This window comes from Rhizobium leguminosarum (genome assembly GCF_010668065.1).
GTDB classification, from domain to species: domain Bacteria; phylum Pseudomonadota; class Alphaproteobacteria; order Rhizobiales; family Rhizobiaceae; genus Rhizobium; species Rhizobium leguminosarum_S.
This window is the reverse complement of sequence record NZ_WUEN01000009.1, coordinates 228290-255279: the sequence shown is the minus strand read 5'-3', so window position 1 is coordinate 255279 and position 26990 is coordinate 228290. Positions and strand designations below refer to the sequence as shown.

General features: G+C 61.3%; 26 protein-coding genes and 1 pseudogene. 17 read left to right on the top strand and 10 right to left on the bottom strand.

What is annotated here, in order from left to right:
- The first annotated feature begins 115 nt into the window (after nt 1–115).
- The 9 genes from GR198_RS23925 to GR198_RS23885 are packed head-to-tail and all read left to right on the top strand — an operon-like array spanning nt 116 to nt 8680.
- Nucleotides 116–1243, top strand: coding sequence for a BMP family ABC transporter substrate-binding protein (locus GR198_RS23925; protein WP_164069696.1), 1128 nt, complete (start codon nt 116–118; stop codon nt 1241–1243).
- Between the two features lie 20 nt (nt 1244–1263).
- A complete protein-coding gene (locus GR198_RS23920; protein WP_029873636.1) occupies nt 1264–2391 on the top strand; it encodes an ABC transporter permease in 1128 nt (375 codons plus the stop codon).
- Nucleotides 2391–3317: an ABC transporter permease gene (locus GR198_RS23915; RefSeq protein ID WP_164069695.1), complete on the top strand. Its 927-nt coding sequence runs from the start codon at nt 2391–2393 to the stop codon at nt 3315–3317. Before GR198_RS23920 ends, GR198_RS23915 begins: the two co-directional genes overlap by 1 nt.
- 12 nt (nt 3318–3329) lie before the next feature.
- Nucleotides 3330–4346, top strand: a complete 1017-nt coding sequence (locus tag GR198_RS23910; protein ID WP_164069694.1) for a formamidase — start codon at nt 3330–3332, stop codon at nt 4344–4346.
- An 11-nt stretch (nt 4347–4357) separates the two neighbouring features.
- Nucleotides 4358–5059: a biuret amidohydrolase gene (gene biuH / locus GR198_RS23905; RefSeq protein ID WP_164069707.1), complete on the top strand. Its 702-nt coding sequence runs from the start codon at nt 4358–4360 to the stop codon at nt 5057–5059.
- Nucleotides 5059–6114, top strand: a complete 1056-nt coding sequence (gene atzD, locus GR198_RS23900; protein ID WP_020047894.1) for a cyanuric acid amidohydrolase — start codon at nt 5059–5061, stop codon at nt 6112–6114. The genes biuH and atzD overlap by 1 nt, the downstream gene beginning before the upstream one ends.
- A gap of 1 nt (nt 6115) precedes the next feature.
- Nucleotides 6116–7666: an ABC transporter ATP-binding protein gene (locus GR198_RS23895; protein ID WP_164069693.1), complete on the top strand. Its 1551-nt coding sequence runs from the start codon at nt 6116–6118 to the stop codon at nt 7664–7666.
- Entirely contained in the window at nt 7666–8334 is a 669-nt protein-coding gene (locus tag GR198_RS23890) for a cysteine hydrolase family protein (RefSeq protein WP_164049306.1), read from the top strand. Before GR198_RS23895 ends, GR198_RS23890 begins: the two co-directional genes overlap by 1 nt.
- Nucleotides 8327–8680: a cupin domain-containing protein gene (locus tag GR198_RS23885; RefSeq protein WP_025398324.1), complete on the top strand. Its 354-nt coding sequence runs from the start codon at nt 8327–8329 to the stop codon at nt 8678–8680. Before GR198_RS23890 ends, GR198_RS23885 begins: the two co-directional genes overlap by 8 nt.
- A 51-nt stretch (nt 8681–8731) precedes the next feature.
- On the opposite strand, the gene GR198_RS23880 is transcribed toward GR198_RS23885, so the two are convergent.
- The 4 genes from GR198_RS23880 to GR198_RS23865 form a co-directional block, all read right to left on the bottom strand.
- Nucleotides 8732–9523 (bottom strand): amino acid ABC transporter ATP-binding protein, encoded by a 792-nt coding sequence (locus GR198_RS23880; protein WP_164069692.1) that lies wholly within the window; start codon nt 9521–9523, stop codon nt 8732–8734.
- Nucleotides 9520–10188 carry an amino acid ABC transporter permease gene (locus tag GR198_RS23875; protein ID WP_065284647.1) on the bottom strand — a complete coding sequence of 223 codons (669 nt, stop codon included), beginning with the start codon at nt 10186–10188 and terminating at the stop codon, nt 9520–9522. The genes GR198_RS23880 and GR198_RS23875 overlap by 4 nt, the downstream gene beginning before the upstream one ends.
- A complete protein-coding gene (locus GR198_RS23870) occupies nt 10185–10826 on the bottom strand; it encodes an amino acid ABC transporter permease (protein WP_164069691.1) in 642 nt (213 codons plus the stop codon). The genes GR198_RS23875 and GR198_RS23870 overlap by 4 nt, the downstream gene beginning before the upstream one ends.
- Before the next feature lie 98 nt (nt 10827–10924).
- The gene (locus GR198_RS23865) at nt 10925–11752 is read right to left on the bottom strand and encodes a transporter substrate-binding domain-containing protein (protein ID WP_164069690.1); all 828 of its coding nucleotides are present in this window, start codon (nt 11750–11752) and stop codon (nt 10925–10927) included.
- A gap of 226 nt (nt 11753–11978) precedes the next feature.
- Between GR198_RS23865 and hutC the strand changes: the two genes are divergently transcribed.
- From hutC to GR198_RS23845, 4 genes are all read left to right on the top strand, one after another.
- Nucleotides 11979–12686 (top strand): histidine utilization repressor, encoded by a 708-nt coding sequence (gene hutC, locus GR198_RS23860; protein ID WP_164069689.1) that lies wholly within the window; start codon nt 11979–11981, stop codon nt 12684–12686.
- 29 nt (nt 12687–12715) lie between these two features.
- Nucleotides 12716–13654 carry a LysR family transcriptional regulator gene (locus GR198_RS23855; protein WP_164069688.1) on the top strand — a complete coding sequence of 313 codons (939 nt, stop codon included), beginning with the start codon at nt 12716–12718 and terminating at the stop codon, nt 13652–13654.
- 113 nt (nt 13655–13767) lie between these two features.
- Nucleotides 13768–15123 carry an LLM class flavin-dependent oxidoreductase gene (locus GR198_RS23850; RefSeq protein ID WP_029873624.1) on the top strand — a complete coding sequence of 452 codons (1356 nt, stop codon included), beginning with the start codon at nt 13768–13770 and terminating at the stop codon, nt 15121–15123.
- Entirely contained in the window at nt 15120–15659 is a 540-nt protein-coding gene (locus tag GR198_RS23845) for a flavin reductase family protein (protein ID WP_029873623.1), read from the top strand. The genes GR198_RS23850 and GR198_RS23845 overlap by 4 nt, the downstream gene beginning before the upstream one ends.
- On the opposite strand, the gene GR198_RS23840 is transcribed toward GR198_RS23845, so the two are convergent.
- Nucleotides 15636–16799, bottom strand: a complete 1164-nt coding sequence (locus tag GR198_RS23840) for an aminotransferase (RefSeq protein WP_164069687.1) — start codon at nt 16797–16799, stop codon at nt 15636–15638. The two genes, GR198_RS23845 and GR198_RS23840, sit on opposite strands and share 24 nt — an antisense overlap.
- A 96-nt stretch (nt 16800–16895) precedes the next feature.
- On the opposite strand from GR198_RS23840, the pseudogene GR198_RS23835 reads away from it, so the two are divergent.
- Nucleotides 16896–17472: pseudogene (locus GR198_RS23835) on the top strand (arginase family protein).
- 79 nt (nt 17473–17551) lie between these two features.
- On the opposite strand, the gene GR198_RS23830 reads toward GR198_RS23835, so the two are convergent.
- Complete coding sequence (locus GR198_RS23830) at nt 17552–18136, bottom strand: cysteine hydrolase family protein (RefSeq protein ID WP_029873621.1); 585 nt, start codon at nt 18134–18136, stop codon at nt 17552–17554.
- A gap of 80 nt (nt 18137–18216) precedes the next feature.
- Nucleotides 18217–20610: a putative bifunctional diguanylate cyclase/phosphodiesterase gene (locus GR198_RS23825; protein WP_029873620.1), complete on the bottom strand. Its 2394-nt coding sequence runs from the start codon at nt 20608–20610 to the stop codon at nt 18217–18219.
- A gap of 105 nt (nt 20611–20715) precedes the next feature.
- Here GR198_RS23825 and GR198_RS23820 point away from each other — a divergent pair, with 105 nt between their 5' ends.
- On the top strand, nt 20716–21519 hold the full coding sequence (locus tag GR198_RS23820) for a transporter substrate-binding domain-containing protein (protein ID WP_029873619.1): 804 nt from the start codon (nt 20716–20718) through the stop codon (nt 21517–21519).
- Nucleotides 21520–21607: 88 nt separating this feature from the next.
- Here the strand turns inward: GR198_RS23820 and fdhA are convergent, their stop codons facing one another.
- Nucleotides 21608–22798 (bottom strand): formaldehyde dehydrogenase, glutathione-independent, encoded by a 1191-nt coding sequence (gene fdhA / locus GR198_RS23815; RefSeq protein WP_020047878.1) that lies wholly within the window; start codon nt 22796–22798, stop codon nt 21608–21610.
- A 310-nt stretch (nt 22799–23108) separates the two neighbouring features.
- Nucleotides 23109–24023 carry a DMT family transporter gene (locus GR198_RS23810; protein WP_029873618.1) on the bottom strand — a complete coding sequence of 305 codons (915 nt, stop codon included), beginning with the start codon at nt 24021–24023 and terminating at the stop codon, nt 23109–23111.
- Between the two features lie 113 nt (nt 24024–24136).
- Between GR198_RS23810 and GR198_RS23805 the strand changes: the two genes are divergently transcribed.
- On the top strand, nt 24137–25012 hold the full coding sequence (locus GR198_RS23805) for a LysR substrate-binding domain-containing protein (protein WP_164069686.1): 876 nt from the start codon (nt 24137–24139) through the stop codon (nt 25010–25012).
- Here the strand turns inward: GR198_RS23805 and GR198_RS23800 are convergent.
- Complete coding sequence (locus GR198_RS23800) at nt 24987–26087, bottom strand: GlxA family transcriptional regulator (protein ID WP_164069685.1); 1101 nt, start codon at nt 26085–26087, stop codon at nt 24987–24989. The genes GR198_RS23805 and GR198_RS23800 overlap by 26 nt on opposite strands.
- Here GR198_RS23800 and GR198_RS23795 point away from each other — a divergent pair.
- On the top strand, nt 26086–26988 hold the full coding sequence (locus GR198_RS23795; protein WP_164069684.1) for a 3-keto-5-aminohexanoate cleavage protein: 903 nt from the start codon (nt 26086–26088) through the stop codon (nt 26986–26988). The two genes, GR198_RS23800 and GR198_RS23795, sit on opposite strands and share 2 nt — an antisense overlap.
- Nucleotides 26989–26990: the final 2 nt, after the last annotated feature.

Sequence of the window (26990 nt, the reverse complement as noted above, 5' to 3'; positions counted from 1 at the left end):
GTCTTGCTGGAATGGATAAACTATAAAAAACAACATATTAATTTCTGGCACATGCATTGCATGCACTTTTCTGTACCCGTTCACAACCGGCCCAGCGCCGCAAGGAGCACTTCCGATGACCAAACTCCTTTCCATGAACCGCCGCAATTTCCTCCAGGCTTCCGCTGCCGGTGCGCTTGCCGGCGCCATGCCGGGTCTGATCGCCTCCTCCGCCGCAGCCCAAACCGCGCTGACCGTCGGCTTCATCTATGTCGGCCCCAAGGACGACTACGGCTACAACCAGGCGCATGCCGAAGGTGCGGCCGTCATCAAGGCGATGCCGGGTGTGACGCTGGTCGAAGAAGAGAACGTGCCGGAGACGGTCGACGTTCAGAAGACGATGGAATCCATGATCAATCTGGATGGCGCGACCCTGCTCTTTCCGACCTCCTTCGGCTACTTCGACCCACACATGCTGGCCGTGGCCGCCAAACATCCCGACGTCCAGTTCCGCCACTGCGGCGGCCTCTGGCAGGAAGGCAAGAACCCGGCCAATACGGGCTCCTATTTCGGCTATATCTTCCAGGGCCAGTATCTGAACGGCATTGCCGCCGGCCATGCGACGAAGAGCAAGAAGATCGGCTTCGTCGCCGCCAAGCCGATCCCGCAGGTTCTGCAGAATATCAACGCCTTCCTGCTTGGCGCGCGCACAGTCGATCCTGGTATCACCTGCCAGGTGATCTTCACCGGCGAATGGTCGCTTGCCGTCAAAGAGGCCGAAGCCACCAACGCGCTGGTAGACCAGGGCGCGGACGTCATCACCTGCCACGTCGACAGCCCCAAAGTGGTCGTCGAGACGGCTGCCGGCCGCGGCGCCTTCGTCTGCGGCTATCACGCCAACCAGAGCCCGCTTGCTCCTGAAAAATATCTCACCGGCGCCGAATGGGCCTGGGGCAACGTCTACAGCGACTTCGTCAAGAAGGCGCAGGCCGGCGAAAAGCTCGGCAATTTCGTGCGTGGCGGCCTGAAGGACGGCTTCGTGAAGATGAGCGCGCTTGGCCCCGGTGTGTCCGCCGAGGGCCGCAAGGCCTTCGAAGCCACGCAGGCCGACATGATGAAGGGCGGCTTCTCGGTCTTCAAGGGACCGTTGAAGGACAACAAGGGCGACACCGTCGTCACCGCCGACAAGAGCTACGCCGAAGACGCGATCGAGCTCGAAAGCATGAATTATCTGGTCGAGGGCGTCGTCGGGTCCACGGCGTAAACCGCGAAGGGAGAAGCGCCATGACCATCGAGGCCAATGATCCCGCAATAGCCATCGCGGAAAAACCGGCTTCCCTGCGCCCCGTCCTCGAATGGATCGCGCGGCGGGCCGAGCCTGTTGTCATCGGCCTCGCGGCCATACTGATCGGTCTTGCGCTCTTCTCCCTCTTCATTCTGGCGGTCGGCAAGTCGCCGGCCACCCTCTTTCAACTGATGTATACCGGCGGCTTCGGCAGCTGGTTTTCGGTGCAGAACAGCTTAAGTCGTGCCGCACCCCTTCTCCTGACGGCACTCTGCGTCGCCCTGCCCGCCCGTCTCGGCCTCGTCATCATCGGCGGGGAAGGAGCGGTCGTGCTGGGCGGCGTTGCCGCCGCGGCCATGGCTCTGCCGCTCGCCGGCACCGCGCCTGTCTTCCTCACCCTCATTCTGATGGCGATCGCCGCCATGGTGGTCGGCGGCATCTGGATCGGCCTTGCCGGTTTCCTGCGCCACTACCGCGGCGTCAACGAAACCATCTCGTCGCTGCTGCTCTCCTATATCGCCATTGCCCTGATGAACCAGTTCGTCGAAGGGCTGCTACGCGATCCGGCAAGCCTCAACAAGCCGTCGACCAGGCCGCTGCCGGCGGAATACATGCTCGGCAATATTCCCGGCATGGACGTGCATTGGGGCCTGGTCATCGGCATCCTCGCCTGCGTGGTCTCCTGGATCGTCATCGAGGCCACGAGCTACGGTTTTGCCGCCCGCATCGCCGGCGGCAACGTGCGCGCCGCCCAGATCCAGGGACTGCCGGTCGGCAAGCTGATCGCCGGATTTACCGCGCTTGCCGGCAGTTTTGCCGGTCTGGCAGGCATGATCGAAGTGGCGGCGGTGCAGGGAAGCGCCAACGCCTCGCTTGCCGCCGGCTACGGTTATACCGGCATCCTCGTCGCCTTCCTCGCCAGGCACAATCCGCTGGCGATCATTCCGGTCGCGATCCTGCTCGGCGGCATCGACGCCTCGGGCGGCCTCATCCAGCGGCGCATGGGCCTGCCGGATGCGACGGTTCTGGTGCTGCAGGGCACGCTCTTCATCGTCATTCTGTTCTGCGAGACCTTCTACGGCCGCTTCAAGATCTTCAATCCCGACCTCTGGAAAAGGAGCCTCTGATGGAAGAGACAGGCATCGGCATCTGGGGCGTGCCGCTGGCGATCTTCGCAGGCGCCATCCGCGTTTCCACCCCCTTCATCTTCGTCAGCCTCGGCGAGACGATCACCGAACGCTCCGGCCGCATCAATCTCGGCCTGGAAGGTACGCTCGTCTTCGGCGCCATGACGGCCTATGCGGTGGCTGTCATGGCCGGCTCGCCGACCCTCGGCGTGCTGGCCGCAATGGTGGCAGGCGCGATCTTCGGCCTCATCCACGGCTGGATCTGCAAGTTCCCGAAGGTCAACGACATCGCCATCGGCATCGCCATGATGCAGTTCGGTCTCGGCATGGCGTTTTTCCTCGGCAAATCCTTCATCCAGCCGGTGGCGCCGAAACTGCCCTCGATCCCGCTCGGCGGCTGGTCGAGCACTCCGCAGATCCAGGCGGCGCTCAATATCAACGTGCTGTTCTTCATCGGCGCGGCACTTGCCCTCTTCCTGTTCTGGGCCTTCAAGAACACCCGCATCGGCCTGATCCTGCGCGTCGTCGGCGACAGCACCGACGCGGCCCGGGCCATGGGCATCCATCCGGACCGGGTTCGCCTGCTGGCGACGGCAGTGGGCGGTTCGCTGGCGGCAATCGGCGGCGCCTATCTCTCGCTCTACTATCCGGGCTCATGGAACGAAGGCATCTCGTCGGGCCAGGGCCTGATGGCCGTGGCCCTCGTCATCTTCGCCCGCTGGAACCCGATCGGCTGTTTCCTCGCTGCCCTGCTTTTCGGCGGCGCCGGCGCGCTCGGCCCGGCGCTGCAATCGGTCGGCGTCACACAAGGCTACTACCTTTTTTATGCAGCGCCTTACGTGCTCACCCTCGTCATCCTGATCGCCACCTCTTCGCCCACCCGCTCGCTCGCCGGTGCGCCGGGCGCGCTGTCGCTCACGAAATAACGGAGCTTTCCGATGAACGGACTAGGCGGTCTCAACAAATCCGAACACGGCGTCGGCATCGGCCTCGTTCAGCTCCAGCTGCCGGTGACCGTCACCAAAGCGGACTTGGCGAAACAGACGCAGGTGATCGTCGATCTGGTGGCCAAGGCGCGGCGCAACCAGCCGGGCATGGACCTCGTCATCTTTCCCGAATACGCGCTGCACGGCCTCTCCATGGACATCAATCCGGAGATCATGTGCACGCTCGACGGGCCGGAGGTCGCGGCTTTCAAGCGGGCTTGCGGCGACAACCGGATCTGGGGCTGCTTCTCGATCATGGAGCTCAATCCCGGCGGCATGCCCTACAATTCCGGCATCGTCATCGACGACCAGGGCGAGCTGAAGCTCTATTACCGCAAGATGCATCCCTGGATCCCCGTCGAGCCTTGGGAGCCCGGCGATCTTGGCATCCCTGTCATCGAGGGCCCGCGGGGCGCCAAGCTCGCGCTGATCATCTGCCATGACGGCATGTTCCCGGAGATGGCGCGCGAATGCGCCTATAAGGGCGCCGAAATCATGATCCGCACCGCCGGCTACACGGCGCCGATCCGCGACGCCTGGCGCTTCACCAACCAGGCCAACGCCTTCTGCAACCTGATGGTTACCGCCAATGTCTGCATGTGCGGTTCGGACGGCACGTTCGATTCCATGGGTGAAGGCATGGTGTGCAATTTCGATGGCACGATCATCGCCCACGGCACCTCCGGCCGGCCCAACGAGATCATCACCGCCGAGGTGCGCCCTGACCTGGTGCGCGAGGCCCGGCTCGGCTGGGGGGTGGAGAACAATATCTACCAGTTTGGCCATCGCGGCTATGTCGCCGTCGCCGGCGGCGCCCAGGATGCGCCCTACACCTACATGCACGACCTTGTCGCCGGCAAATACCGCCTGCCATGGGAAGACGAGATAAAGGTCAAGGACGGCACGTCCTGCGGATTTGACAAGCCGATGCGCCGTTACGGCGAACCCCTCAAACCTGCCGCGGAATAGGAGAGAGAATGATGGACGCGATGGTCGAAACCGAAGGACATTTTATCGACGCCGATCCGTATCCGTGGCCCTATAACGGTGCTCTGCGGCCTGATAACACCGCCCTCATCATCATCGACATGCAGACCGATTTCTGCGGCAAGGACGGCTATGTCGACCATATGGGCTACGACCTGTCGCTGGTGCAGGCGCCGATCGAACCGATCAAACGTGTGCTTGCCGCCATGCGGGCCAAGGGCTATCACATCATCCATACCCGCGAGGGCCATCGCCCGGACCTCGCCGATCTGCCGGCCAATAAACGCTGGCGCTCGCAGCGGATCGGCGCCGGCATCGGCGATCCCGGCCCCTGCGGCCGCATCCTGACGCGCGGCGAACCCGGCTGGGACATCATCCCCGAACTCTACCCGATCGAAGGCGAGACGATCATCGACAAGCCCGGCAAGGGTTCGTTCTGCGCCACCGACCTCGAACTCATCCTCAACCAGAAGCGCATCGAGAACATTATCCTCACCGGAATCACCACCGATGTCTGCGTCTCGACGACGATGCGCGAGGCGAACGACCGCGGCTACGAATGCCTGCTGCTGGAGGACTGCTGCGGTGCGACCGACCACGGAAACCACCTCGCCGCCATCAAGATGGTGAAGATGCAGGGCGGCGTCTTCGGCTCAGTCTCCAATTCCGCGGCTCTAGTCGAGGCGCTACCCTGATGCCGTCATTGCGTGCCCATGTCTTTCGCGTGCCAGCCGACGGCCCCGATGACGTTGCCGGCGTCGAGGCGCTCTTTGCCAGCGGCCTTCAGGCGAACAACATCGTCGCCGTTCTCGGCAAGACGGAAGGCAACGGCTGCGTCAATGATTTTACCCGCGGTTATGCCACCCGCAGCTTCGAGACATTGTTCAGTAGATATGGCGTCGACGGCGTCTCGATCATCATGTCCGGCGGCACCGAGGGTGCACTCTCGCCGCATTGGACGGTTTTTGCGCGTGAAACCGTAGAAACCCCGGGCGAACGGGCGCTGGCCATTGGTGTGTCGCGTACCCCCGCGCTGCCCCCCGAACATCTCGGGCGCCGGGAACAGATCCTGCTCGTTGCCGAAGGCGTGAAGTCCGCGATGAGGGATGCCGGCATCGATGATCCCGCCGATGCCCATTTCGTGCAGATCAAGTGTCCGCTGCTCACCTCGCGCCGGATTGCCGAGGCCGAGGCAGCAGGCAGGACGGTCGCAACCCACGACACGCTGAAATCCATGGGCCTCTCGCGAGGCGCTTCGGCTCTCGGCGTCGCCGTGGCACTCGGCGAGATAGATGCGACATCGATCAACGATGCCGACATCTGCACACGTTTCGATCTCTTTTCCCGCTGCGCCTCAACCTCGTCCGGGGTCGAACTCACCGATCACGAAATCATCGTCCTCGGCATGAGCGCAAAATGGTCCGGTCCGCTGTCGATCGACCACGCGGTCATGCGGGATGCGATCGACGCGCATTCCGTCAGGAAAGCCCGCGAACGCCTGCCGGAAAACAGCCGGCTGGCGGCGGTTCTCGCCAAGGCCGAGCCGGACCCGTCCGGCAGGATCGGCGGCAGGCGCCACACGATGCTCGATGACTCGGATATTGCAGGCACCCGCCATGCCCGTGCCTTCGTCGGCGGCGTTCTCGCCGGCATCTTCGGCATTACCGATCTCTATGTGTCCGGCGGCGCCGAACACCAGGGTCCGCCCGGCGGCGGTCCCGTCGCCATCATCGTCGAAAAGGAGCAATGAAGTGAGCACAGTCCGCGACACGCCCCTTCCGCAAGCCGGCAAGGCCGTCGGCATCGAGACGCTCGATATGACCATGCGTTTCGGCAGCTTCACCGCGCTCGACAACGTCTCGATCGCCGTTCCGGCCGGGTCTTTTCACGCGCTTCTCGGCGAAAACGGCGCCGGCAAGTCGACACTCGTCAAATGCATCATGGGCTTCTATCACGCAACGTCAGGCTCGTTGTCGGTCGACGGCCGCGAGGTGGCGGTGGCCTCACCCAAGGATGCCGCCGCCTATGGGCTCGGCATGGTCTACCAGCATTTCACACTGGTTCCCTCTCTGACCGGCGCGGAAAACCTGGTCATCAGCCGTACCGAAGTACCCGCGGTTATCAACTGGGCCAGGGAACGCAAGGATCTGGCGGGTTTCATGGAACGCATGCCGTTCAAGATCCCGCTCGACAGGCCGGTGAGCGAGCTTGCGGCCGGCGAAAAACAGAAACTCGAAATCGTCAAGCAGCTCTATCTCGGCCGCTCCTTCCTCGTGCTCGACGAGCCGACCTCGGTGCTGACGCCGGCCGAAGCCGATGAGATGCTCGGCATCGTCCGCGGGATGACCGAGCGCGGCGAGCTCACCGTGCTGATGATCTCCCACAAGTTCCACGAGGTGACGAAGTTCGCTGATGCCGTCTCGATCCTGCGGCGCGGCAAGCTGGTCGGCACCGGCAAGGTCGGCGAGCTCTCCACCGCCGAGATGGCGGGGATGATGATCGGCGACGTCAAGCTCGCCGAGCTCGACAGCCGTCTGCCAGTGGCGGAAGCGGCCAAATCCGTGCTCACTGTAAGCCAGGTGAAAGCTCCGGATCGCTCCGGCCTGAAGACGATCGAGATCGACGCGCTGACGGTCCGCTCCGGCGAGATCGTCGGCATCGCCGGCATATCCGGCAACGGCCAGAAGGAGCTGACGGAAATTCTGGCCGGCCAACGCCCGACCGATAGCGGCGAGGTCATGGTCAATGGCGAGACTTACGGCGCCACCCGTGAGGAGACCCGCAAGAACAAGGTGCGTTTCATCCCCGAAGAGCCGTTGCAGAATGCCTGTGCACCCAAGATGACCGTGAGCGAGAACCTTGCGTTCCGCACCTTCGACTTGAAGCTGGACGGCAAGGACGCGATCTGGCTGAACAAGGGCAGCATGAAGAAGCGTGCCTCGGCGCTGATCTCCGACTTCAAGGTCAAGACGGCCTCTTCCTCCTCGCCGATCGCAGCACTTTCGGGCGGCAACGTGCAGCGTGCCGTACTAGCCCGTGAACTGACCGGCGATGTCGATCTGCTGATCGTCTCGAACCCCTGTTTCGGCCTCGATTTTTCGGCCGTTGCCGAAATCCGCGCCCGGATCATGAAGGCCCGCAATTCGGGAGCTGCCGTGCTGCTGCTTTCCGAAGACCTCGACGAATTGCTCGAGATGTCCGACCGCATCATGGTCATTTCGGAAGGCAAGCTGGTTTACGAGACACCGGCGCGTTCGGCCGATATCGGCGTGATCGGCGCCCACATGGCGGGACATCACTGATGATCGAGATCAAGGCAGAGCCTTTCGCCTTTCCGGTGAAGCACGATGAGCTCGCCCTCATCGTCATCGACATGCAGCGCGATTTTGCCGAGCCCGGCGGCTTCGGCGCCAGCCTCGGCAATGACGTCAGCCGCATCACCAGGATCGTGCCCGACGTCAAACGCCTCATCCAGGGCTTCCGCAATGCCGGCCTGCCTGTGATCCATACGATGGAGTGCCACCGGCCTGATCTCTCCGACCTGCCGCCGGCCAAACGCGACCGCGGCAATCCTGCGCTCCGGATCGGCGACGAAGGCCCGATGGGCCGCATCCTGATTTCGGGGGAGCCCGGCACGGCAATTCTTCCGGAACTCGCTCCTGTGAAGGGCGAAGTCGTCATCGAAAAGCCCGGCAAAGGCGCCTTCTACGCGACCGAACTCGGCACCGTGCTGCAGCAGAAGGGCATCAAGCAGCTCGTCTTTGCCGGTGTCACCACCGAAGTCTGCGTGCAGACGACGATGCGCGAAGCAAACGACCGCGGCTATGAATGCCTGCTCGCCGAGGAGGCGACGGAAAGCTATTTCCCCGAATTCAAAGCCGCCGCCATCGCCATGATCCGCGCCCAGGGCGCAATCGTCGGCTGGACCGCCCATGTCGACGACATTCTGGAAAGCATCGCCCATGCCTGAAACGATCCGCGAACGCCTGACGTCAGGCGGCTGGAAGGAGCTGGAATTCGGCCCTTTCCGCGATGCTGTCACCATCCACTGGATCCGCCCCTTCGAGGGCGATCAGCCGGGCGTGGCACTGTTGAAATATGAGCCCGGCGCCTCTGTTCCCCGCCATCGCCACGAGGGGCTCGAAACCATCCTGGTGCTCGATGGCGTTCAATCCGACGAGACGGGCGATTACATCAGCGGCAGTTATATCGTCAACGCGCCGGGCAGCGAGCACTCGGTCTGGAGCGATACCGGCTGTATCGTGCTCATCCAGTGGGACCGGCCCGTGAAAATACTCGAAGAGGAAATTGCGTGAATCCGAAATCGGCCGTGGAAGTCTGTCCGACGATCGTGAAGGACATGAACGTCATAGCAGCATCGAGGCCCCGCGATCGATATAGGTATCCAGGAATTGCTCGAGCCGGGGGTTTCTCGGTCGTTTGAAGACGTCCTGCGGGGGACCGGTGAACAGCACCTTGCCGTGATCGAGAAAGACGATCTGCTGGCCGACCGTTGCGGCAAATCCGATCTCGTGGGAGACGACGACCATCGTCATGCCCTCGGCGGCGAGATCGCGCATGACGTTGAGCACTTCGCCGGTCAGCTCGGGATCGAGTGACGAGGTCGGCTCGTCAAACAGCATGATCTTCGGGTTCAGGGCAAGCGCCCGGGCGATAGCGACGCGCTGCTGCTGCCCTCCCGAGAGCTGCGACGGATAGTGCCCTGCCCTGCCCTCGAGGCCGACCTTGACGAGCTGGGCCATTGCCCGCTCCTCAGCATCCTTGCGGCTCATCTTGTGAACGGTCTTCAGCGCTTCGCTGACATTGCCGAGCGCCGTCATATGCGGCCAGAGATTGAACTGCTGAAAAACCATGCCGATCTGCGATCGAATTTGCCGGTTCACAGCAGCCGGTACCCGCTCACGGACACCCTTTGCGTTTTCCGCAAAGCCAAGCACCTCGCCATTGACGGTAATCGTCCCCTTCGTCGATTCTTCGAGAAAGGCCATACAGCGCAGCAGCGTACTCTTGCCGGAACCCGACGGGCCGATGACGCAGGAAACCTGCCCCTGAACGATATCGAGGTCGATGCCGTGCAGCACGGTGGAGCCGCCGAAAGTCTTGACGAGATTTTTGACTGTGATCGCAGGGACGCTCATATGTTGAAAAACCTGAATCTGGTGAGTTTCGTTTCGGCGAGATGACCGAGCCAACCGGTGATTTCGACCAAGGCCCAGTAGAACAGGGCGAGCACGAAGAGCGCCTCGACGAAAGCATATTGCTGCGAGCCGATGGCACTCAGCGTCGCCGTCAACTCCGGCACGGTAATGATGGACAGCACGGCCGTCTCCTTCATGAGGATGATCGTCATGTTGATCGAAGGCGGCAACACCAGCATGGTCATTTCCGGCAGCAATATGCGTCGGATGATCTGTCCTTGTGTCAGGCCAACGCATATCCCGGCTTCGATATGTCCCTTCGGGACGGCAGCAAAGCCCGAGCGGAATATCTCACTGAAATAAGCCGCGCCGTAGATGGAAAGGCCGATGACGCCTGCCGGGATCGGATCGAGAGACAATCCGACGAATGGCCCGCCGTAGTAGACGAGGAATATCTGAATCAGGAACGGCGTGCCGCGGAGCACCGCGATGACAATGCCGAACGCCTTGTCCAGGATCACCCCGCCAAAACGTCTGGCAACGGCGACAAGGAAGCCGAGCACGGCAGCGGCCGGGGTGGTGATGATCCAGATGACGATGGTGACCCATGCACCGCTGAGGATTTCCGGCAAGTTGCTGAAGATCACATTGATGTCGAAGGTCATCGCGGCACTCCTGGCAGGGAGCGTTCGATCAGGCCGCCTGCAAGGGCAACGATCCAATTGATGACGAGATAGATCAGCCCGGCGGAAGCGAAAATCTCGAGCGGCAGGAAGGTGCTGCCGGCAAGGTCCTGGGCCATGCGCGTCAACTCGATGACCCCGACGACCGAGACCAGCGAAGACGCCTTCAGGATAAGGATCGCTTCGTTGACGAGCGCCGGAAAGGTCAAACGCAGGGCGATCGGCGCCTTGATGCGGCGGAAGATCTGAACGGGTGTCATGCCGACCATTTCGGCAGACTCGACCAGGCCCGCGGGAACGCTGGAAAAACCGCCGCGCAGATTTTCAGCCTGATAGGCTGCAGTACACAGCGAAAGACCAATGATGGCCGCAACGATGCTCGGCACGTTGATGCCGATCGCCGGCAGCAGGTTATAGATCAGCAGCAGTTGCACCAGCAGCGGCACGCCACGAAAGAAGCTGATGAAAATCCGCGCCTGCAGCCCCAAGAGCCGTTGCCGCGACAGCAGCATGGCGGAAACGACGATGGCAATTGCAAAGCCGATCAGGATAGAAACCACGCTGATCGTCACCGTGTAGATCGCGGCTTGCAGAAGCAGTTCGAAAAGCTTGATGGACATGGGCGGTGTTTGCCTGGGCGCTGCGGCCGTGAACTCTGATGCCACGGCAGATTGCGCCCCGACCGATGGCGGGGCGCGTTCGTTTCACCGGCGGCTAATCAGAATGCCGGGTCCTTGACAGCATCAGGCGTATCAAAAGATGCCCCGAACCACTTCTTCTGCAGCTCAGCCATGCGTCCATCTGCCTTGATCTTGAGCATCGCGGCATCGATCGCGTCCATCAGCGGGGCATGATCGGCATCCTTGAGGCCGATGAAGCCGAAATAGGACTTCTTGCCGAATGGCGGCAGGATGACTTCGAACGTGCCCTTTCGCTGGCTGGCGACGAAGGCGATATTCGGCAGCGAGTTGGCAACGCCGGCAATGCGGCCGGCTGCGAGATCGGCGTAGGATTCGGTAAAGGCCGGATATTCGCGCACATCGACCTTGGTCGGCAGCGTGTCGGAGAATTCCTTCAACTGGTCGAGCTGAGCAGTTGCCTTGCCGACGCCGATCTTCTTGCCGGCAATATCTTCCGGCTTGCTGATCGTCGCATCGCCGGCCTTTTTCAGGATCGCAATCGTCGCTTCGGCGATCGGCGGCGTGAAGCGATAGCGCTCCAAGCGTTTCTTGGTGATCGTTGCAGGGCCTGCGACGACATCGAATTTGCCGGCCTCGAGCGCCGGGAAGACGCCATCCCAGGGAAGGGCTACCCATTCGATCTTGACGCCGAGTTCCTTACCGATCTCGGCAAAGAGGTCGACGTTCAGGCCTGTGTGTTCACCGGCGTCGATATAGTCGAACGGTGCGAAAGCCGTTTCGGTGCCAACCTTGAGGGTGCCGGCTGCCTTGACGGCTGCCAGCGTGTCGGCTGCATGGGCGGAAACGGCTGCTCCGAACAGGAACGCAGCGCCGACCAGACCCTTCAGCAGTGAATGTGCCTTCATGATCATCTCTCCAGTTTTTATTCCCCCGGCGGAGGAGTTTTGTTCCCGACTTCGATTTCCTCTGCGCGGACTTCTGTGCTCCGCTTTTGACTATACAAATAGATATAGGCTGGCCTAGAGTGTCAATGTAAAAGACGAGGAACGCAAAATTTGTGCCGGATGGCGTTAATCTCGCTGGCATGACCGTTGCGGATTCATGGTCGCTGACGCCGGATGAGGTACGGGCTTGGTGTCGATTTATCAGCGCATTTTCACGGATATCGAGACGAAGATCATCAGCGGTGATTGGCGGCCCGGCGACCGCATTCCCGTCGAGCACGAGCTGGTGGCGGAATATCGGTGTTCGCGCATGACGGTCAGCAAGGCGCTGTCGGCGCTGGCCGAGCGCGGCATGATCGTCAGGCGGCGCAAGACCGGTTCGTTCGTCGCATCGCCCCAGATCGACCGCACCGTGATGGATATTCAAGATATCAGCACCGAAGCGGAACTGGCCGGGCACGAACACCGCTTCGAAATCCTCGCCCGCAAGATCGAGCGCCTTGGAGAGGCGGAGGCGCAGCAGCTGTCGGAGCCTGCCGATGCGGAAGTCCTCAGGCTTCAATGCCTGCATATCGTCGATGGCAGACCGAATGCCATCGAGCGGCGGATCATCATGCTCGATGCCGTGCCACGGGCGAGAGATGAGAGCTTCGCCTCGATCCCGCCCGGCAAATGGCTGCTTGAGCAGGTGCCCTGGTCCAAGGCCAAACATGTCATTCGTGCCGTCTCGGCCGATACCGTGACGGCCCGGATCCTGCAGACGGAGAGGGGCGAGGCATGCCTTAGCCTGATCCGCCAGACCTGGCAGAACGGGCGCACGGTGACATATGTCGAGATTACCCATCCAGGCGATCGCTTCCAGTTTGCAGGGACGTTTCACCCGACGGCAATTTGAGCTGGCGAAAATCACGAGAGGCTCCGCAAGTGACCGATGAGCGCTTCAAGACGATCCCGCTTAAGGGCTTGCAGGCCTTCGAGGCGGTGGGGCGCTGCGGCGGCGTGACGGCCGCAGCACTGGAGCTCAACGTCTCGCCGGGAGCCATCAGCCAGCAGGTTCACAAAATCGAAAGTTTCCTTGGCGTTTCGCTTCTCGAGCGTAGCGGGCGAACCGTCGAGCTGACTGCCTGGGGCCGGCTCTACCACCAGGAGATATCGAAGGGATTTGAGCAATTCGCGCTCGCCGGGCAACTGCTGGAAAAGGCGCGCAATGAGACAGCATTGGTCCTCAGTGCGCTTTCCTCCGTCGTCAACAAATGGATCGGCAGGCGCATCTTCGACTGGCAGGCGCTTCATCCCGACGTGCAGGTGAGGATCATCGGACGCGACAGAGAGCCCCGCATCGGCTTCGACGATATCGATTTCCGCGTGAGCTACGGGTCGGACGTGCTGCAGCACGAACATTATACCGAACTGTTTCGCGATTGGGTGGTGCCTGCCTGTTCGCCGGCGCTGATGCAGGATCGCGCGCATGCGGCTCGCGATCTCTTCGAACTGCCCCTCCTCCATGTCGAGTGGGAACGGCACTTCACCCCCTACCCGAGCTGGGCGGAGTTCGCCGCCAAGGCCGGTGTCTCCTTCGACGCGTCAACGCCAGGCCTTTCCTTCACCCTGTCGAGCAGTGCGATTGACGCGGCCGTCAACAAGCGCGGCGTCGTTCTCGCGCAGATGTCGATGATATCAGATGAGCTCGAGGCGCAAACGCTCGCCATTCCCGTCGACCTGCGCATTGCACTGCGCGAAAGCTATTTCCTCGCCTGGGATCGGGCGGCCTTGCAGAAGCCCCACGGGCGCGAATTCCGCGATTGGCTCATTGCTATTTCCCGTCAGCAGGCCCTGGCGTCCGCGCCTAAGTCGAACCTTTAGAAAAACTAAAACGGAACCTAGCTGAGCGATATTGATGAAAATTTGCGCCTGGCGATAATTTGCGCAGTCGCCCTCCACCGTTGGCGGCGTGGCCGACATAGCAGGAGAGCTCGATGGCGCGAACTGACAAGATGAAACTCGGGACTTTCGTCTATACGTTCGGCTTTCATCCTGCCTCCTGGCTGCATCCGGCAAGCGATGTCAATGGCGCCAACGACTTCGCTCATCTGCTCGATGTCGCCAAACGATCCGAAGCGGCCAAGTTCGATTTCATGTTCATGGCGGATTCTCCTGCCGCCGCCGTCGGCGATCCGAAAGCGCTTGCCCGCATTCCGACCAAGATGAACCGTTTCGAACCGCTCTCGCTGCTTTCGGCTCTCGCGGTCACCACCAACGATCTCGGTCTCGTGGCGACGGTGTCGACGAGCTACTACGAGCCATACAATGTCGCGCGCCTGTTCGCCTCGATCGACCATCTGAGCAAGGGACGCGTCTGCTGGAACGTCGTCACGTCAGACCACGACGAAACCGGCTACAATTTCAATCGCGAGGGGCTGGACCCGCATGCACTGCGTTACGAGCGCGGCAACGAGTTCGTCGATGTCGTGTTCGGCCTCTGGGACAGCTTCGAGGAAGGCGCGCTGCTGCTCGACCGTGAAAACGGTGTCTACTATGACAAGGACAAACATCACACGCTCAATCACAAAGGCAAGCACTTCCAGGTTCGCGGACCCCTCAACATCGCGCGAACGCCCCAGGGCCGCCCCATTATCGCCCAGGCGGGCGGTTCGGAACCTGGAATGGACATGGCGGCACGCACGGCCGAGATCGTCTTCAGCCTTGCATCGAATATCGAGCGCAACCGGGCCTTTTACGAAAACGTCAAGCGCCGGATGCCGGCCCATGGGCGCGATCCGGACGACCTGAAAATCATGCCGGGCATCGTGATCAACGTCGGTGAAACCGAAGCCGAGGCAAAGGCAAAGGTGGACTATCTGATCGACAAGATGCATCCGGATGTCGGCCGGTTGATGCTCTCCGAATTCCTCGAGGCGGACCTGCGCGATGTCGCTCTCGACAAGCCCTTCCCCATGGATCGGCTGCCGGCAGCACCCAAGGGATCACGCGCCTTGTTCGACGAGCTGGTCGACTTCGTCAGAAGCGGCCGCACCGTCGGCGAACTTATCCGGCACTATGCCGAGAAGCATACCGGAAATGGCATGACGGGGACGCCGGCCCAGATTGCCGACTTCATGGAGGAATGGTTCGAGACGCGCGCCGCCGACGGCTTCATCCTGATGTTCCCCACCTTGCCGTCCAGCCTCGACGACTTCGTGCGGCTTGTCCTGCCGGAGCTTCGCCGCCGCGGGTTGTTCCGTGAGGAATACGAGGGCAAGACCTTGCGCGAAAACCTCGGTCTTTCAATGCCGGTAAACCGCTTTGTCAAAACGAAAGAGCCCGCCCGATGAGTGTCGAGGCTTTGATCAGCGAAGCGAACTTCAAGCTTTCGATGCGTCATCTGGCGGGTGCGGTCAGCGTGATCACGGTCGGCGACGGGCAACACCGCACCGGCTTCACGGCAACGTCGGTCTCTTCGCTTTCGGCGGAGCTGCCGTCCGTCATCGTCAGCGTCAACCGAGCATCTTCCTCTTGGCCGGCGCTGCAGCGGTACGGCTGCTTCTGCGTCAACGTGCTCGCCGCCGACCAGCAGCAGGTGGCACAATCCTTTGCCGGTCTTGACGGGCGAAAGGGCGCCGAACGCTACGGCGATGCAGGATGGTATCGCCTCAAGACCGGCGCGGCGGTCCTTGAAAATGCCCTGACGGTCCTGGACTGCAAGCTCGAAACCGCATTCCACTACAATTCCCATGCCGTTTTGGTCGGACATGTCTGCGCGATGGAAATCCGGCAGGGCATAGGGCCGCTGCTTTACTGGCGCGGCGGCTATCATGAACTTCCGGCGGAGGTTGATCAAAACGGTCTAGCGAAGGCGCTCGGACAATAGCCCTATCGAGGCGACATCCGCATTGGCAAAGGCAAGTCTGAGGTAACGCTCCTGGCCCTCGCCGAAATAGGCGCCGGGCAAACAAACGATGCCGGATTCCTTGGCGAGCTTTTCGGCAACCTCGGAAGACGATCGATCGGCGTGGGGATGGCGGACAAAGGCGAAATAGGCGCCGATCGCTCCGATCTCCCAATCCGCCAGCCCGGAAAGGGCCTGCCTCAAAGCGTCCGCCCGGCGAGCGATCTCCAGCCGGTTGCCGGCCCGCCAATCGGCGAGCGCCGGGATCGCCGATGCAACGGCGATCTGAGGCGGGCGCGGTGCGCAGATCTGCATATTGTCCATCACCTTGGCGATCTCGGCGACAAGTTTGGGGCCTGCCGTGATTGCACCCAGCCGATGACCGGGGATGCAGAAGGATTTCGAAAAGCTGTAGAGAAGGACGAGCGTATCCTCCCAGTTCGGCTCCGAGAGAAGAGAGTGCGGCCGTCCGTAACCCTCGCCAAGGAAATCGCGATAGGTTTCATCGAGGATCAGCCAGGCGCCATATTTCCGGCAAAGCACAAAAAGCTCATGCAGCAGGCTCGGTGGATACACTGCCCCGGTGGGATTGTTGGGTGTCACGACGGCAAGCGTCTTCGCGCCGGCCGCAAGGGCCGCCTCAGCAGAATTTAGATCGGGAAGAAACCCGCTGGCGGGGTCACAATCGACCAATCGGCGTCCGATCCCAAGCATCGACAACGTCGTGTCGTAGTTGAAATAGAAGGGATTGGTCAGCGCCACCGTATCGCCCGCGCCCGCAAGCGCGATCGCCGTACACATGAACGCCTGATTGCAGCCGGCGGTAATGTGGATATTGCCGGCGGAAAGGTCGGCGCCGTAAAGCTCGGCAAGATGAGCCGCGTAGGCCTTGCGCAATAAAGGTTCACCCTCGATCGGCCCGTAACCCGTCATGGCCTGTTGCCCAGCCGCCTCGCCAAGAAGCCGAAGCATCTCCGGATGAGCGGGATAGCCAGGCACGGCTTGCGACAGATCGATGAGCGGCCCTTTTTCTCCTTTATACTCGCGGCTCCAGGCGACGACGGAAGGAATGGGCGGAGCAGAGAGGCGGGCAACGAGGGTATTGGGTTTTGCAGCAATCATATCGATTTCTCTTTGATACCGATTGCTACAACGATACCAATTGATTTCTCAACCTCTTTGTCTGGCGAGACGGACCTGAAGCGGAGACACATGCGCATGGTGTGGGGCAAAACGCGGCTGGAACATCTGCGCGCAGAATTTGCAGACGCCAATGGCGGCGAGATATTCGATGAGAAGTTTCCCAAAGTGGCGGAGAAGATCATCTCCAAGAGCGGCACGAGACTGGCGCCATACGCCGGAGTGCACCTTCCTCAACACGCCTTACATGCAGGTCGCAGCCCATGATCCGGACTTCGGCAATCTCCAGGTTGCGATTACCGGGATCCCCATGGATCCTATGCCTCGGGAATGACAGTGATCCACACAGAGGACATCAACGGAATGGGGATTCCTGCCGTCATTGCCAAGGCAAAATCCATCGTCGGCGACGGCCCGACCTATCTTTCCTTCGACGTCGATAGCCTCGATCCGAGCTTTGCGCCCGGCACAGGCACGCCCGAGGTCGGTGGATTGACCACACGTGAAGCGCGGGCTGAAAGGGATCAACCTGGTGGGCGGGGACGTCGTCGAAGTGGCTCCGCAATATGACCCCAACACCGCGCACGCCGCAGCACAAGTGCTCTTTGAGATTCTGAGCCTCACGGTGTTTAGTCCCTCGATCGGCAAACGCTAAGGCCGACCTCGCGGTCATCTCCATGTCATTCGTGGCGATGAGCAGTATTGCTGCGAAGGTTGTATCGCCACACCAGGCTCTAACCAACCCCGCTTAAGAATTCCTCGGTCTCCATGAGTTCGAGCTGCACGGAAAACCGATCGTGCAGAAGTTCCAGTGACGCGTCATGCGTATCGTCGGCGCCGCTGCACACGGCGTCTCTTAGGACGATGACACGATAGGCGAGATCGATTGCGCCGAGCGTCGTGGCAAGCACACAGACATCCGTTTCACCGCCCGTTATCACAAGCGTATCGACCCGCTCCGACTGAAGGATCGGATGAAGGCGGCCGTCGATCCAAGGGGAATAGGTGCGTTTGTCGAAGTGCCTTGCCGGCGGAACCAGCGATGCCAGCGATGAAGCGAGATCGATGAGGCCGGGCGGAAGATGTTCACCCGTCATCATCCACCATTTCCGGTAATAATCCCGCCATTTCCCCGGCATGTCATCCGCACGTTCGGGCGGCAGAAAGCGGGTAAAGAACGTTCGGGACGGATGCCGCCCGGCCAGCTCCTCGATCTGGGGAGAGATCCGTGCCATCCAGGGAACGTGCCACGGCGTGTCTTCGGCAAACATCCGCTGCATGTCGACGCAAAGGTGCCGCCATTCCCCGACCTCGCCCATCAGATCCTCCATCCGGTCTTCGGGCGTCAACCGCGACGCGGGGCGAAAGTTCCCCTAATCTGCGGAAGATCCGAAGCCTCTCACGCGACGGCGCCTCGGGCGGTCGTAAGTAACCCAGTGGCGCTCTCAGCGTTCCGGAAACTATCAAGGTCGCCAAGAGGAACGGGTTTGGAGAAGAAGTAGCCTTGGAGGTCGGTGCAGCCGAGGGCGGCCAGAAAGTCGCGTTGATATTCGGTTTCGACCCCTTCAGCCGTCGTCGAGATACCGAGGTTGCGGCTGAGCGCGACGATGGCGCCGATGATTGCTGCCCCGTTGGCTTTGGTGCCGAGCTGTGAGACGAACGAACGATCGATCTTGATGCGGTCGATATCGAAGCGCACCAGATGGCTGAGGCATGAAAAGCCGGTTCCGAAATCGTCGAGCGAAACCTGAACACCCCGGCTGCGCAGCGACTTCAGCACCGTATAAACATCCGAGCTGTCCTCGATGAGCGAGGATTCGGTGAGCTCGAGCTCGAGCCGGGACGGCTGCAGGCCGCTCTCCTCGAGTACGGCGAAGACTTCCTCGGCGAAATTTGGTCTTCTCAACTGGGCGGGAGACACGTTGACCGCAACGAATGTCTCCTCCGGCCATTCGCGGGCGGCTCTGCAGGCTTCGCGCAAGACCCAGAAACCGAGAGCGTCGATGAGGCCGCCCTCCTCGGCGACAGGGATGAAGCTCGCAGGCGTCAAGAGCCCGCGCTGGCTGTGACGCCAACGCACCAGAGCCTCCGCGCCCGACGCTGCGTATCCTGCCTCAGCGCGATGTACCGTTTGGTAATAGACCTCAAGCGATCCGAAGTCCGGCCTGTTTACAATCGGATCGGATTGCGGACCGTCGGCGGATGAGGCCGCGTCTTTGGCCAGAACTTCCCGCAATTCATTCTTGAGAATGTCGCGCGCATTCCGGCCACCGTCCATGGACGGTGAATAGAGACGCCACTGGCCCCTGCCCCCCATCTTTGCCTCGTACAGTGCGACGTCGGCGTAGCGCATGATGTCATCGGCATTCCGGCCGGCGTCCGGCACGACGGTCACGCCGATCGAGCCGCCGACGCGCGCGACCGCCTCGCCGCTCAAAAGCGGGAAGGGCTTGCCAAGTTCGGCAACGATCGCCTCGCATATTGCCGGCAAAACGTGGTCATGATCTTTGATGTCACGGAGAAGCAGGGCGAATTCGTCCCCTCCGAGCCGGGCAAGCGTGTCGCCCGGACGAAGCTGGGAGCGGATCCGCTCCGCAGCCATCCTGATGAGTTCATCGCCGGCGGCATGGCCGAACGTGTCGTTCACCGCCTTGAAGCGGTCGAGGTCGAGAAGCGCGACTGCCGAGCGCTCGGGCGAATTCTGCGTCTCGGCCAGGCATTCGTCGAACCTCATCGCGAACAAGGCGCGGTTGGGAAGATCGGTCAGCACATCATGCAAGGCAAGCTGCCTTGCATGCAGCTCGCTTCTCTTCAGCTCGCCGAGACTGCTTCGCAGGCGCACCAGCAAGACCGAGAACAGGATCGCGATTACCAAGGCGGCAATCGAAAGCGCCGGCATCAATCGGCCGATTACCCTCGAACCTGGAAGATCGGGCCGCCATACGATGAAGCCGATCGGTTCGCCGTTTGCCGTGGCGTCGATCTGGAACGCAACCTCGTTTTCGTCTGCATCGGCCGTGCGCGCGAAGCGGGCACCATTGAGGCCCTGCTCCCGGCTCAATTCGTCCAGCGCCGCGCCATCGATAAAGCGCACGACGATCAAGAATTGCCGCATCGGCTGCTGCTGTCCCCCGGCAGCCTCGTTAATGGCGACGACGCCCACGATGGTCGGCCGGCCCTCCAGCCGCATCAGATTGGCCAGAGCACGGTTGGAACGCGCGGCATTGACAAGGCGGGCTTCCATTGAGGATGGCGTTCGTTCGTTCAAAGCCGTGCTTCGCCTGACGCCAAAGCGGGCATCCTTAAGGAGAGGCAAGAAGAGAGGCTTCATCCAGCGGTACCGCTTCTCCGTTTGGGCGTCCGCCAGCATGAGCAGTTGCGCCTTTTCGTCGACGACAAAGGCCTGATCGTAGCCGAACGCGGACATCGCCGTCTGGCTGATCGCACTCCCGGCTGCCGCCGTCAAAACGGCATCGAGGCTGGAGGAGCCTTCGGTCGGCAGGGCGGCAGGATAGACACGTGCGAGGTAACCATTGCCGAACTGGCCGATAACATGCGCGACTTGATCGACCTGTTCCCGCAGGCGGGCGTTCACAAGCTGACGCTGTCGATCAAGGGCGGCAGCGTCGCTCTCCGTTCCCGCCCAGAGCGCCGAAAGCACGACAAGTCCGATCGCTCCAAGCCCGCTGACGGCAATAAGAAACAGAATTCTTCCCGAAGCGATCCAGGATTGCTGAAACGTGTTGGAGCTGGAAGGAAGAACGATGTGCAAGCGTAGACCCCTGAACACCACGACGCGGGCGCATTCGTCGATGCTAACAAAGAAGCGTTCACGTAGAATTAAAAGCTGTGATCCACTATGGCGCGAGATCGACTATGCCCCAAGGAGCTCCCGACGATGTTGCGCATATCCATTCAGACTATATTGCGCGGAGCGCTGATGGCGGGCGGGATCGGTATCTTTTTGGCGGCCTCGCCGCTCGAGGTGGCTGCCCAAGATCGCACGCCGATCAGAATTGCCGTCGAAGGTGCGTTTCCGCCCTTCAACTATCTCGATGCAAATAACAAGCTTCAGGGCTTCGATATCGATATTGCCAATGCGCTGTGCGAGGTCGGCAAGTTCGAATGCCAATTCATCATCGAGAAGTGGGACGACATCATTCCCAATCTCGTTGCCGACAAATATGACGCGATCATCTCATCCATGTCGATGAGCCTCGAGCGGCGTCAAAAGGTTGCCTTCACTGAAAAATACTACAACAGCCCGTCGGTGTTCATCGTTCGCAAGGATACGTCGATCAACGACATCAGCCCCGCCGCCCTCAGCGACAAAAAACTTGGGGTGACATCGTCGACAGCGCAGGAGTCCTTTGCCAACCATCTCTATCCGGAGATGAAAAAGACGATTTTTCGGTCTTCGCCTGAATTGTACAAGGGTCTGGCGGATGGGAGCGTCGACATTATCCTCGAGGATAAACTCGCCATCTATGACTGGATTGCCAATACCAAGGCAGGAAGCTGCTGCGAGTTCAAAGGGCCGGATCTGGTCGACGTCACATACTTCGGTGAGGGTGCCGGTATCGCGCTGCGCCTGGATGACAAGGAGCGTCTGACGCGCCTGAACGAAGCGCTGAAGAGCATCAAGGCGGACGGAACCTACGATATGATCAACGCAAAATATTTCCCGTTCAGCATCCAGTAGTTCGTCAATCAAATTGTCATGTGGTGAGTGCTGAATGGCCGGTTTTCCGCCGGCCATTCCTATTAGGTAAAGTCCTCAGTCGTAATCGCTATGCGGCTTTCGCCACCTCTCCGTGCGGATCGAGGACATATTTCGTCGCCGCTCCCTGGTCGAAGCTCTCATATCCATTGGCGGCATCGTCGAGCGGGATGACCTTGGCGTTGACGATATCGGCAATTGGCAGTCGGTCGTGGAGGATCGCCTGCATGAGCTGACGATTATATTTGATCACCGGAGTCTGGCCGGTGTGGAAGGACTGTGCCTTGGCCCATCCGAGGCCGAAGCGGAGCGAAAGATTGCCGTGTTTGGCGGCGTTGTCGACGGCGCCTGGATCCTCGGTGACATAGAGGCCGGGAATGCCGATCGAACCCGCGGCTCGGGTAATCTCCATCATCTGATTGAGCACGATCGCCGGCTGTTCGCCGCCCGAGTGGCCGCGTGCCTCGAAGCCGACCGCATCGATGGCGCTGTCCACTTCGTTGGTACCGACGACCTGCGCGATCATGTCGCCAAGACGGTCGCTCTTGGACAGGTCGATCGGTTCGAAACCGACCTTTGCCGCATGCGCCAGACGGTCCTTGTTGAAATCACCGATCATCACGACAGCAGCGCCGAGAATGCGAGCCGAAGCCGCAGCCGCAAGGCCGACCGGGCCGGCGCCGGCGACATAGACGGTCGAGCCGACCCCAACGCCTGCACGCACCGCGCCATGGAAGCCGGTGGGCAGAATGTCGGAGAGCATGGTGAGATCGCGGATCTTCGCCATTGCCTTGTCCCGATCGGGGATTTTCAACAGGTTGAAATCTGCATAGGGAATGGTGACGTAGCGCGCCTGTCCGCCGATCCAGCCGCCCATGTCGACATAACCGTAAGCACCGCCGGCGCGGGCCGGGTTTACCGTCAGGCAGACACCGGTATCCTGAGACTTGCAGCAGCGGCAACGGCCGCAGGCGACATTGAAGGGCACCGAGACGATATCGCCGATGTCGAGCATCTCGACGTCGATGCCTTTTTCGATGATCTCGCCGGTGATTTCATGACCGAGGACCAGGCCCGGCATCGCCGTCGTGCGGCCGCGGACCATATGCTGATCGGAGCCGCAGATATTGGTCGAGATCACTTTCAGAATGACGCCGTGTTCGATGCGGCGGCCGTCGGGCGCTTCCAGCTTCGGATCGTCGATGTCGCGGACTTCGACCTTGCCCGGCCGGAGATAAACGACGCCTCTATTTTTGCTCATGGATTCCTCCCACTTGTTTGAATGCCTCGATCTGCAACCGATGCAGTCGATGGCAACCTTCCCTCCGGACTGCCTCCTCCGCAGCCCGGTGTCCACAACACAGGATATTGGTTCATTTCGCCAGTTTGCGAGATAGCGCCTTGAACACCACAAACAAACCATGCCTGACGGAAAACAGCGATCAAGAAAGCGACATGGGCGCAACCCAAAGACGACAGTCGGCAAAGTCGCAATAGCGCTGCGTAGCGGAAATAATTGATCCCGCGAATACGGCGGTTTTCCGGATCGTCCGGGAAGATTTGATCGCCGCCTAAAGGCTTTGGGCGCGATGCGGTCGCCGGCTGCGGTTGACGTCGATGGCCGTGTGCCAGAGCACGGCGCCGAGGATGATCGCCCCGCCGAAAAAGGTGGCGACGGGCGGTTGCTCGGAAAACAGCAGCCAGACCCAGAAGGGCGTGAGCACGATTTCCATCGTGCCGATCAGCGCCGCTTCCGCCGGCGGCATTCGTTTCGCCCCGGCAAGGAAGAGCACCAGCGCCAGGGAGAAATTGGTCGCACCGAAGGCGGCGAGAACGATCCAGTTGTGCAGGTCGAGCGAGCCGACCGAACCGAACGGGGCAAAGATGGCCAGCGTCAGGAAGGCGCTGACGACGGTCGGCGGCAGGCTCGGCACGCCGGGATTGATGCGCGGAATGATGATGACGAGCGCAAAGGACGCCGTCATGCCGAGCGCCAAAAGGTCGCCCCAACCGGTGCCGCCCCCGATCGACGAGGCGACGATCACCGCAACGCCGAAGAGCGAGATGCCGCCGGCAATCAGCGTCCGCCTGGAGACCCTCTCCCTGAGGATGACCCAGCCGAGCAACGCTGCGATGAAAGGCGCGGTCGCATAGATCATCGTCACATTGGCGACGGTGGTCATGTAAAGCGCCCCGATGAAGCATACCTGACTGAAGGTCTGGCATGCGATCATCGCAAGTCCGGACGGATGGAAGACGGAACGCCATTGCTGCCGCGAGATGCCCCCTTCGAGGAAAAGGCAGGGGATCAGCAGGAACAAGCCGCCGAACAACGACCGCCAGGCGATCGCCGTCCATACGTCGGTGGTCAGCAGCCGCGAATAAACACCGCTCGCGCTCCAGGCAAGCGTCGCGGCAATGATGAGAAGCACACCCTTCTCGTGCTCGCTGCCTGCGAGGCGTCTGGCCGGATTTTCAATGGTCACGCAGATATTCTCAAAGAAGGAAGTCGAACGCGGCTCTTTTGTGCGCCCAGAATTGACATCAGACAAACGAATAGTAGAGATGACTACCATTGATTTTTTCTATGGCTATTCCGATGCACGAGCCGATTGAAAGCGACCTGCTGAGAACCTTCCTGGTCGTTGCCGAAACCTCCAATTTCTCGGCCGCCGCCCAACGCATCGGGCGGACGCAATCGGCCGTCAGCACTCAGATCAAGCGGCTCGAGCAGACGATCGGCGAAACGCTGTTCGAGCGCGGCGCCCGCGGCGTGCTGCTCACACGCCAGGGCATACAGCTGGTGCCCTATGCCCGCAGGATCATCGATCTTTTGAACGAGGCCGCCGCGACGATCCGCAGCAAACCGCTGGATGGGCCGGTGCGCATCGGAATTCCCGAGGAATACAGCCAGACGGTGCTGCCGGCGGCACTTGCGGCTTTCGCTGTCCGCCACCCGGCCGTCGAGGTCACCGTGTCCTGCGACTATACGGTCCGCAATCTCGCCGCCCTCGAGCGGGACGAGCTCGATCTGGCCGTCGTTTTCGACTGGAGCGATGAGACGAAAGGCGAGGTCATCTGTATTGATCCCACAGTCTGGGTGACGTCGATGGTCCACCGGCTGCACGACATTGATCCCCTGCCGATTGCCACCTATCGCAATTCCACCTGGTCGCGCGATTTTGCGCTTCGGTCGCTGGAACAGATCGGCCGCAACTATCGGATCGCCTTCATCGCCGATACCGGCTCAGGGCTGAAGAATGCCGTGATTGCCGGCCTTGCCGTGACCACGCTTTCCCGCAGCAACATACCGCCCGGCTGCCGGGAGCTGACCGCCGAAGACGGTTTCCCGCCGGTCGATTCCTCCAAGGTCGTGCTCCGCCGAAGCACCTACCGTTCCAGCGAGGCCGTTCGGGAACTTGCTGAGATGATACGGGACGCGTTCCAGCCTATCCCAGCATCTGCGATGACGTGATGCGGCGGCGCAAGCGGCGCCGGGTGTCCGACGGGCTCTCGGAAAAACTCGCCCGGTAGCTTCTCGCAAAGGCCGACGCAGAGTTGAAGCCGGTCGCGGCGGCGATGTCGGCGAAAGAGGCTGTCGTCTCGATCACCTTGCGGCGCGCCGCATTCAGGCGCAGCGCCAGATAGTGCACATGCGGCGGCGCGCCGATGCTCTGCTGGAAGAGATCCTGCAGATGCCGGGCGCTGATGCCCACCCGGCGGGCCAGCCGTGCCAGGACCAGAGGCTGCTCGATATGCTCCTCCATCAGCCGTACTGCCTGCGTCACGCGGGGATCGTGCATGCGCAACCCGGCTGAGGCTGCGGAAAGTGGCTCATCGGCATGGAAGGAAGGCTGCTCGTAACGGAACAGCCGGCTGACCTCGAGCGCCAGTGAATAACCCTGCCGTTGCCTGATCACCTCCAGCATCAGGTCGACGGTCGGAAGCGAACCCGAGGTCGTCAGCCGTTTGCCGTCGATGACGAAACGATCCTTGACGGCTCGCACCTCAGGATAAGCCAGCGCAAAATCCTCGTAGTCCTCCCAGTGGACAGTCGCCGGCAGTCCGTCGAGCAGGCTGGCTTCGGCCAGCAGCCAGGTGCCGGACTCGATGCCGGCAATCACCGTGCGATAGCGGGCGGCCTGGGAGAGCTGCATCTTTAGCGCCGGCGTAGCACTTCGGCGCCAGTTGTAGCTGGCCAGCACGAACAACGGCGCATCCTCGGTCGTCGCCATGAAAGTGCCTTGCGCGGGCACGGCAATATTGCTGGTGGTCAGAACCGGCGCTCCGTCCGGCGTCAGCAGCCGCCAGCGATAGAGTTCGCTGCCGGAGATGCGGTTGGCGCCACGCAGCGGCTCGATGACCGAGGCGATCAGGATCAGGTTCGCGTCCGGCAGGACGAGAAGGTCGATATCGAGCCGTTCCGTCGATCGCTGCAGCAAGATCCCCTCCTGTGAGTTCCGATAATGTATCGATTGCTTCCGAAATTGCAACGCATCGCCATCCATCCTGTCGCGTAATGCGGATAAGACGAGGGAGAACAAAAACATGCCTCTTGCGATGAACCGCGATGTCTTCATCACCTGCGCCGTCACCGGTGCCGGCGATACGGTTTCCAGATCCACCCACGTGCCGATCACTCCCAAGCAGATCGCCGATTCCGCCATCGACGCGGCAAAGGCCGGTGCTGCGGTCGTTCACTGCCATGTCCGCGATCCGGAAACGGGTGCCGCCAGCCGCCGTAACGATCTCTACAAGGAGGTCACCGACCGCATCCGCTCGGCCGATGTCGACGTCGTCCTCAATCTCACCGCCGGCATGGGCGGGGACCTGATCTTCGGGGATGTCGAAAACCCCCTTCCGCTCAATCCCAAGGGCACCGATATGGCGGGCGCAACCGAGCGTGTCAGCCATGTCGCCGAATGCCTGCCTGAGATCTGCACGCTCGACTGCGGCACGATGAACTTCAACCTCGGCGATTATGTCATGACCAACACGCCGGCCATGCTGCGTGCGATGGCGAAGAAGATGACGGATCTCGGCGTGCGCCCCGAGATCGAGGCCTTCGACACCGGCCATCTCTGGTTTGCCAAGCAGCTTGCCGAGGAAGGCCTGATCGAAGACCCGGTGCTGATCCAGCTCTGCATGGGTATTCCATGGGGGGCGCCCGACGATCTCAACACCTTCATGGCGATGGTCAACAACGTGCCTGAGAGCTGGACCTTCTCAGCCTTTTCGATCGGCCGCAACGCCATGGCCTATCCGGCGGCAGCCGTTCTCGCCGGCGGCAACGTGCGCGTCGGCTTGGAGGACAACCTCTTTGTCGGCAAGGGCCGGCTCGCCACCAATGCTGAGCTCGTCGAAAAGGCCGTGCAGGTGGTCGAAGGCATGGGTGCCCGGATTATCGGGCCTGATGACGTTCGCAAGAAACTCAAACTGACGAAGCGCTGAGG

Excerpts from the sequence above, each read along its gene's own strand:
- GR198_RS23865 (WP_164069690.1), bottom strand. The coding sequence starts at position 11,752 with ATGAAGGCACATTCACTGCTGAAGGGTCTGGTCGGCGCTGCGTTCCTG.
- GR198_RS23915 (WP_164069695.1), top strand. The coding sequence starts at position 2,391 with ATGGAAGAGACAGGCATCGGCATCTGGGGCGTGCCGCTGGCGATCTTC.
- biuH (WP_164069707.1), top strand. The coding sequence starts at position 4,358 with ATGGACGCGATGGTCGAAACCGAAGGACATTTTATCGACGCCGATCCG.
- GR198_RS23925 (WP_164069696.1), top strand. The coding sequence starts at position 116 with ATGACCAAACTCCTTTCCATGAACCGCCGCAATTTCCTCCAGGCTTCC.
- GR198_RS23795 (WP_164069684.1), top strand. The coding sequence starts at position 26,086 with ATGCCTCTTGCGATGAACCGCGATGTCTTCATCACCTGCGCCGTCACC.
- GR198_RS23805 (WP_164069686.1), top strand. The coding sequence starts at position 24,137 with ATGCACGAGCCGATTGAAAGCGACCTGCTGAGAACCTTCCTGGTCGTT.
- GR198_RS23870 (WP_164069691.1), bottom strand. The coding sequence starts at position 10,826 with ATGTCCATCAAGCTTTTCGAACTGCTTCTGCAAGCCGCGATCTACACG.
- GR198_RS23910 (WP_164069694.1), top strand. The coding sequence starts at position 3,330 with ATGAACGGACTAGGCGGTCTCAACAAATCCGAACACGGCGTCGGCATC.
- GR198_RS23875 (WP_065284647.1), bottom strand. The coding sequence starts at position 10,188 with ATGACCTTCGACATCAATGTGATCTTCAGCAACTTGCCGGAAATCCTC.
- GR198_RS23820 (WP_029873619.1), top strand. The coding sequence starts at position 20,716 with ATGTTGCGCATATCCATTCAGACTATATTGCGCGGAGCGCTGATGGCG.
- GR198_RS23845 (WP_029873623.1), top strand. The coding sequence starts at position 15,120 with ATGAGTGTCGAGGCTTTGATCAGCGAAGCGAACTTCAAGCTTTCGATG.
- GR198_RS23885 (WP_025398324.1), top strand. The coding sequence starts at position 8,327 with ATGCCTGAAACGATCCGCGAACGCCTGACGTCAGGCGGCTGGAAGGAG.
- fdhA (WP_020047878.1), bottom strand. The coding sequence starts at position 22,798 with ATGAGCAAAAATAGAGGCGTCGTTTATCTCCGGCCGGGCAAGGTCGAA.
- GR198_RS23840 (WP_164069687.1), bottom strand. The coding sequence starts at position 16,799 with ATGATTGCTGCAAAACCCAATACCCTCGTTGCCCGCCTCTCTGCTCCG.
- atzD (WP_020047894.1), top strand. The coding sequence starts at position 5,059 with ATGCCGTCATTGCGTGCCCATGTCTTTCGCGTGCCAGCCGACGGCCCC.
- GR198_RS23890 (WP_164049306.1), top strand. The coding sequence starts at position 7,666 with ATGATCGAGATCAAGGCAGAGCCTTTCGCCTTTCCGGTGAAGCACGAT.
- GR198_RS23880 (WP_164069692.1), bottom strand. The coding sequence starts at position 9,523 with ATGAGCGTCCCTGCGATCACAGTCAAAAATCTCGTCAAGACTTTCGGC.
- GR198_RS23830 (WP_029873621.1), bottom strand. The coding sequence starts at position 18,136 with ATGGGCGAGGTCGGGGAATGGCGGCACCTTTGCGTCGACATGCAGCGG.
- GR198_RS23850 (WP_029873624.1), top strand. The coding sequence starts at position 13,768 with ATGGCGCGAACTGACAAGATGAAACTCGGGACTTTCGTCTATACGTTC.
- GR198_RS23920 (WP_029873636.1), top strand. The coding sequence starts at position 1,264 with ATGACCATCGAGGCCAATGATCCCGCAATAGCCATCGCGGAAAAACCG.
- GR198_RS23800 (WP_164069685.1), bottom strand. The coding sequence starts at position 26,087 with ATGTTTTTGTTCTCCCTCGTCTTATCCGCATTACGCGACAGGATGGAT.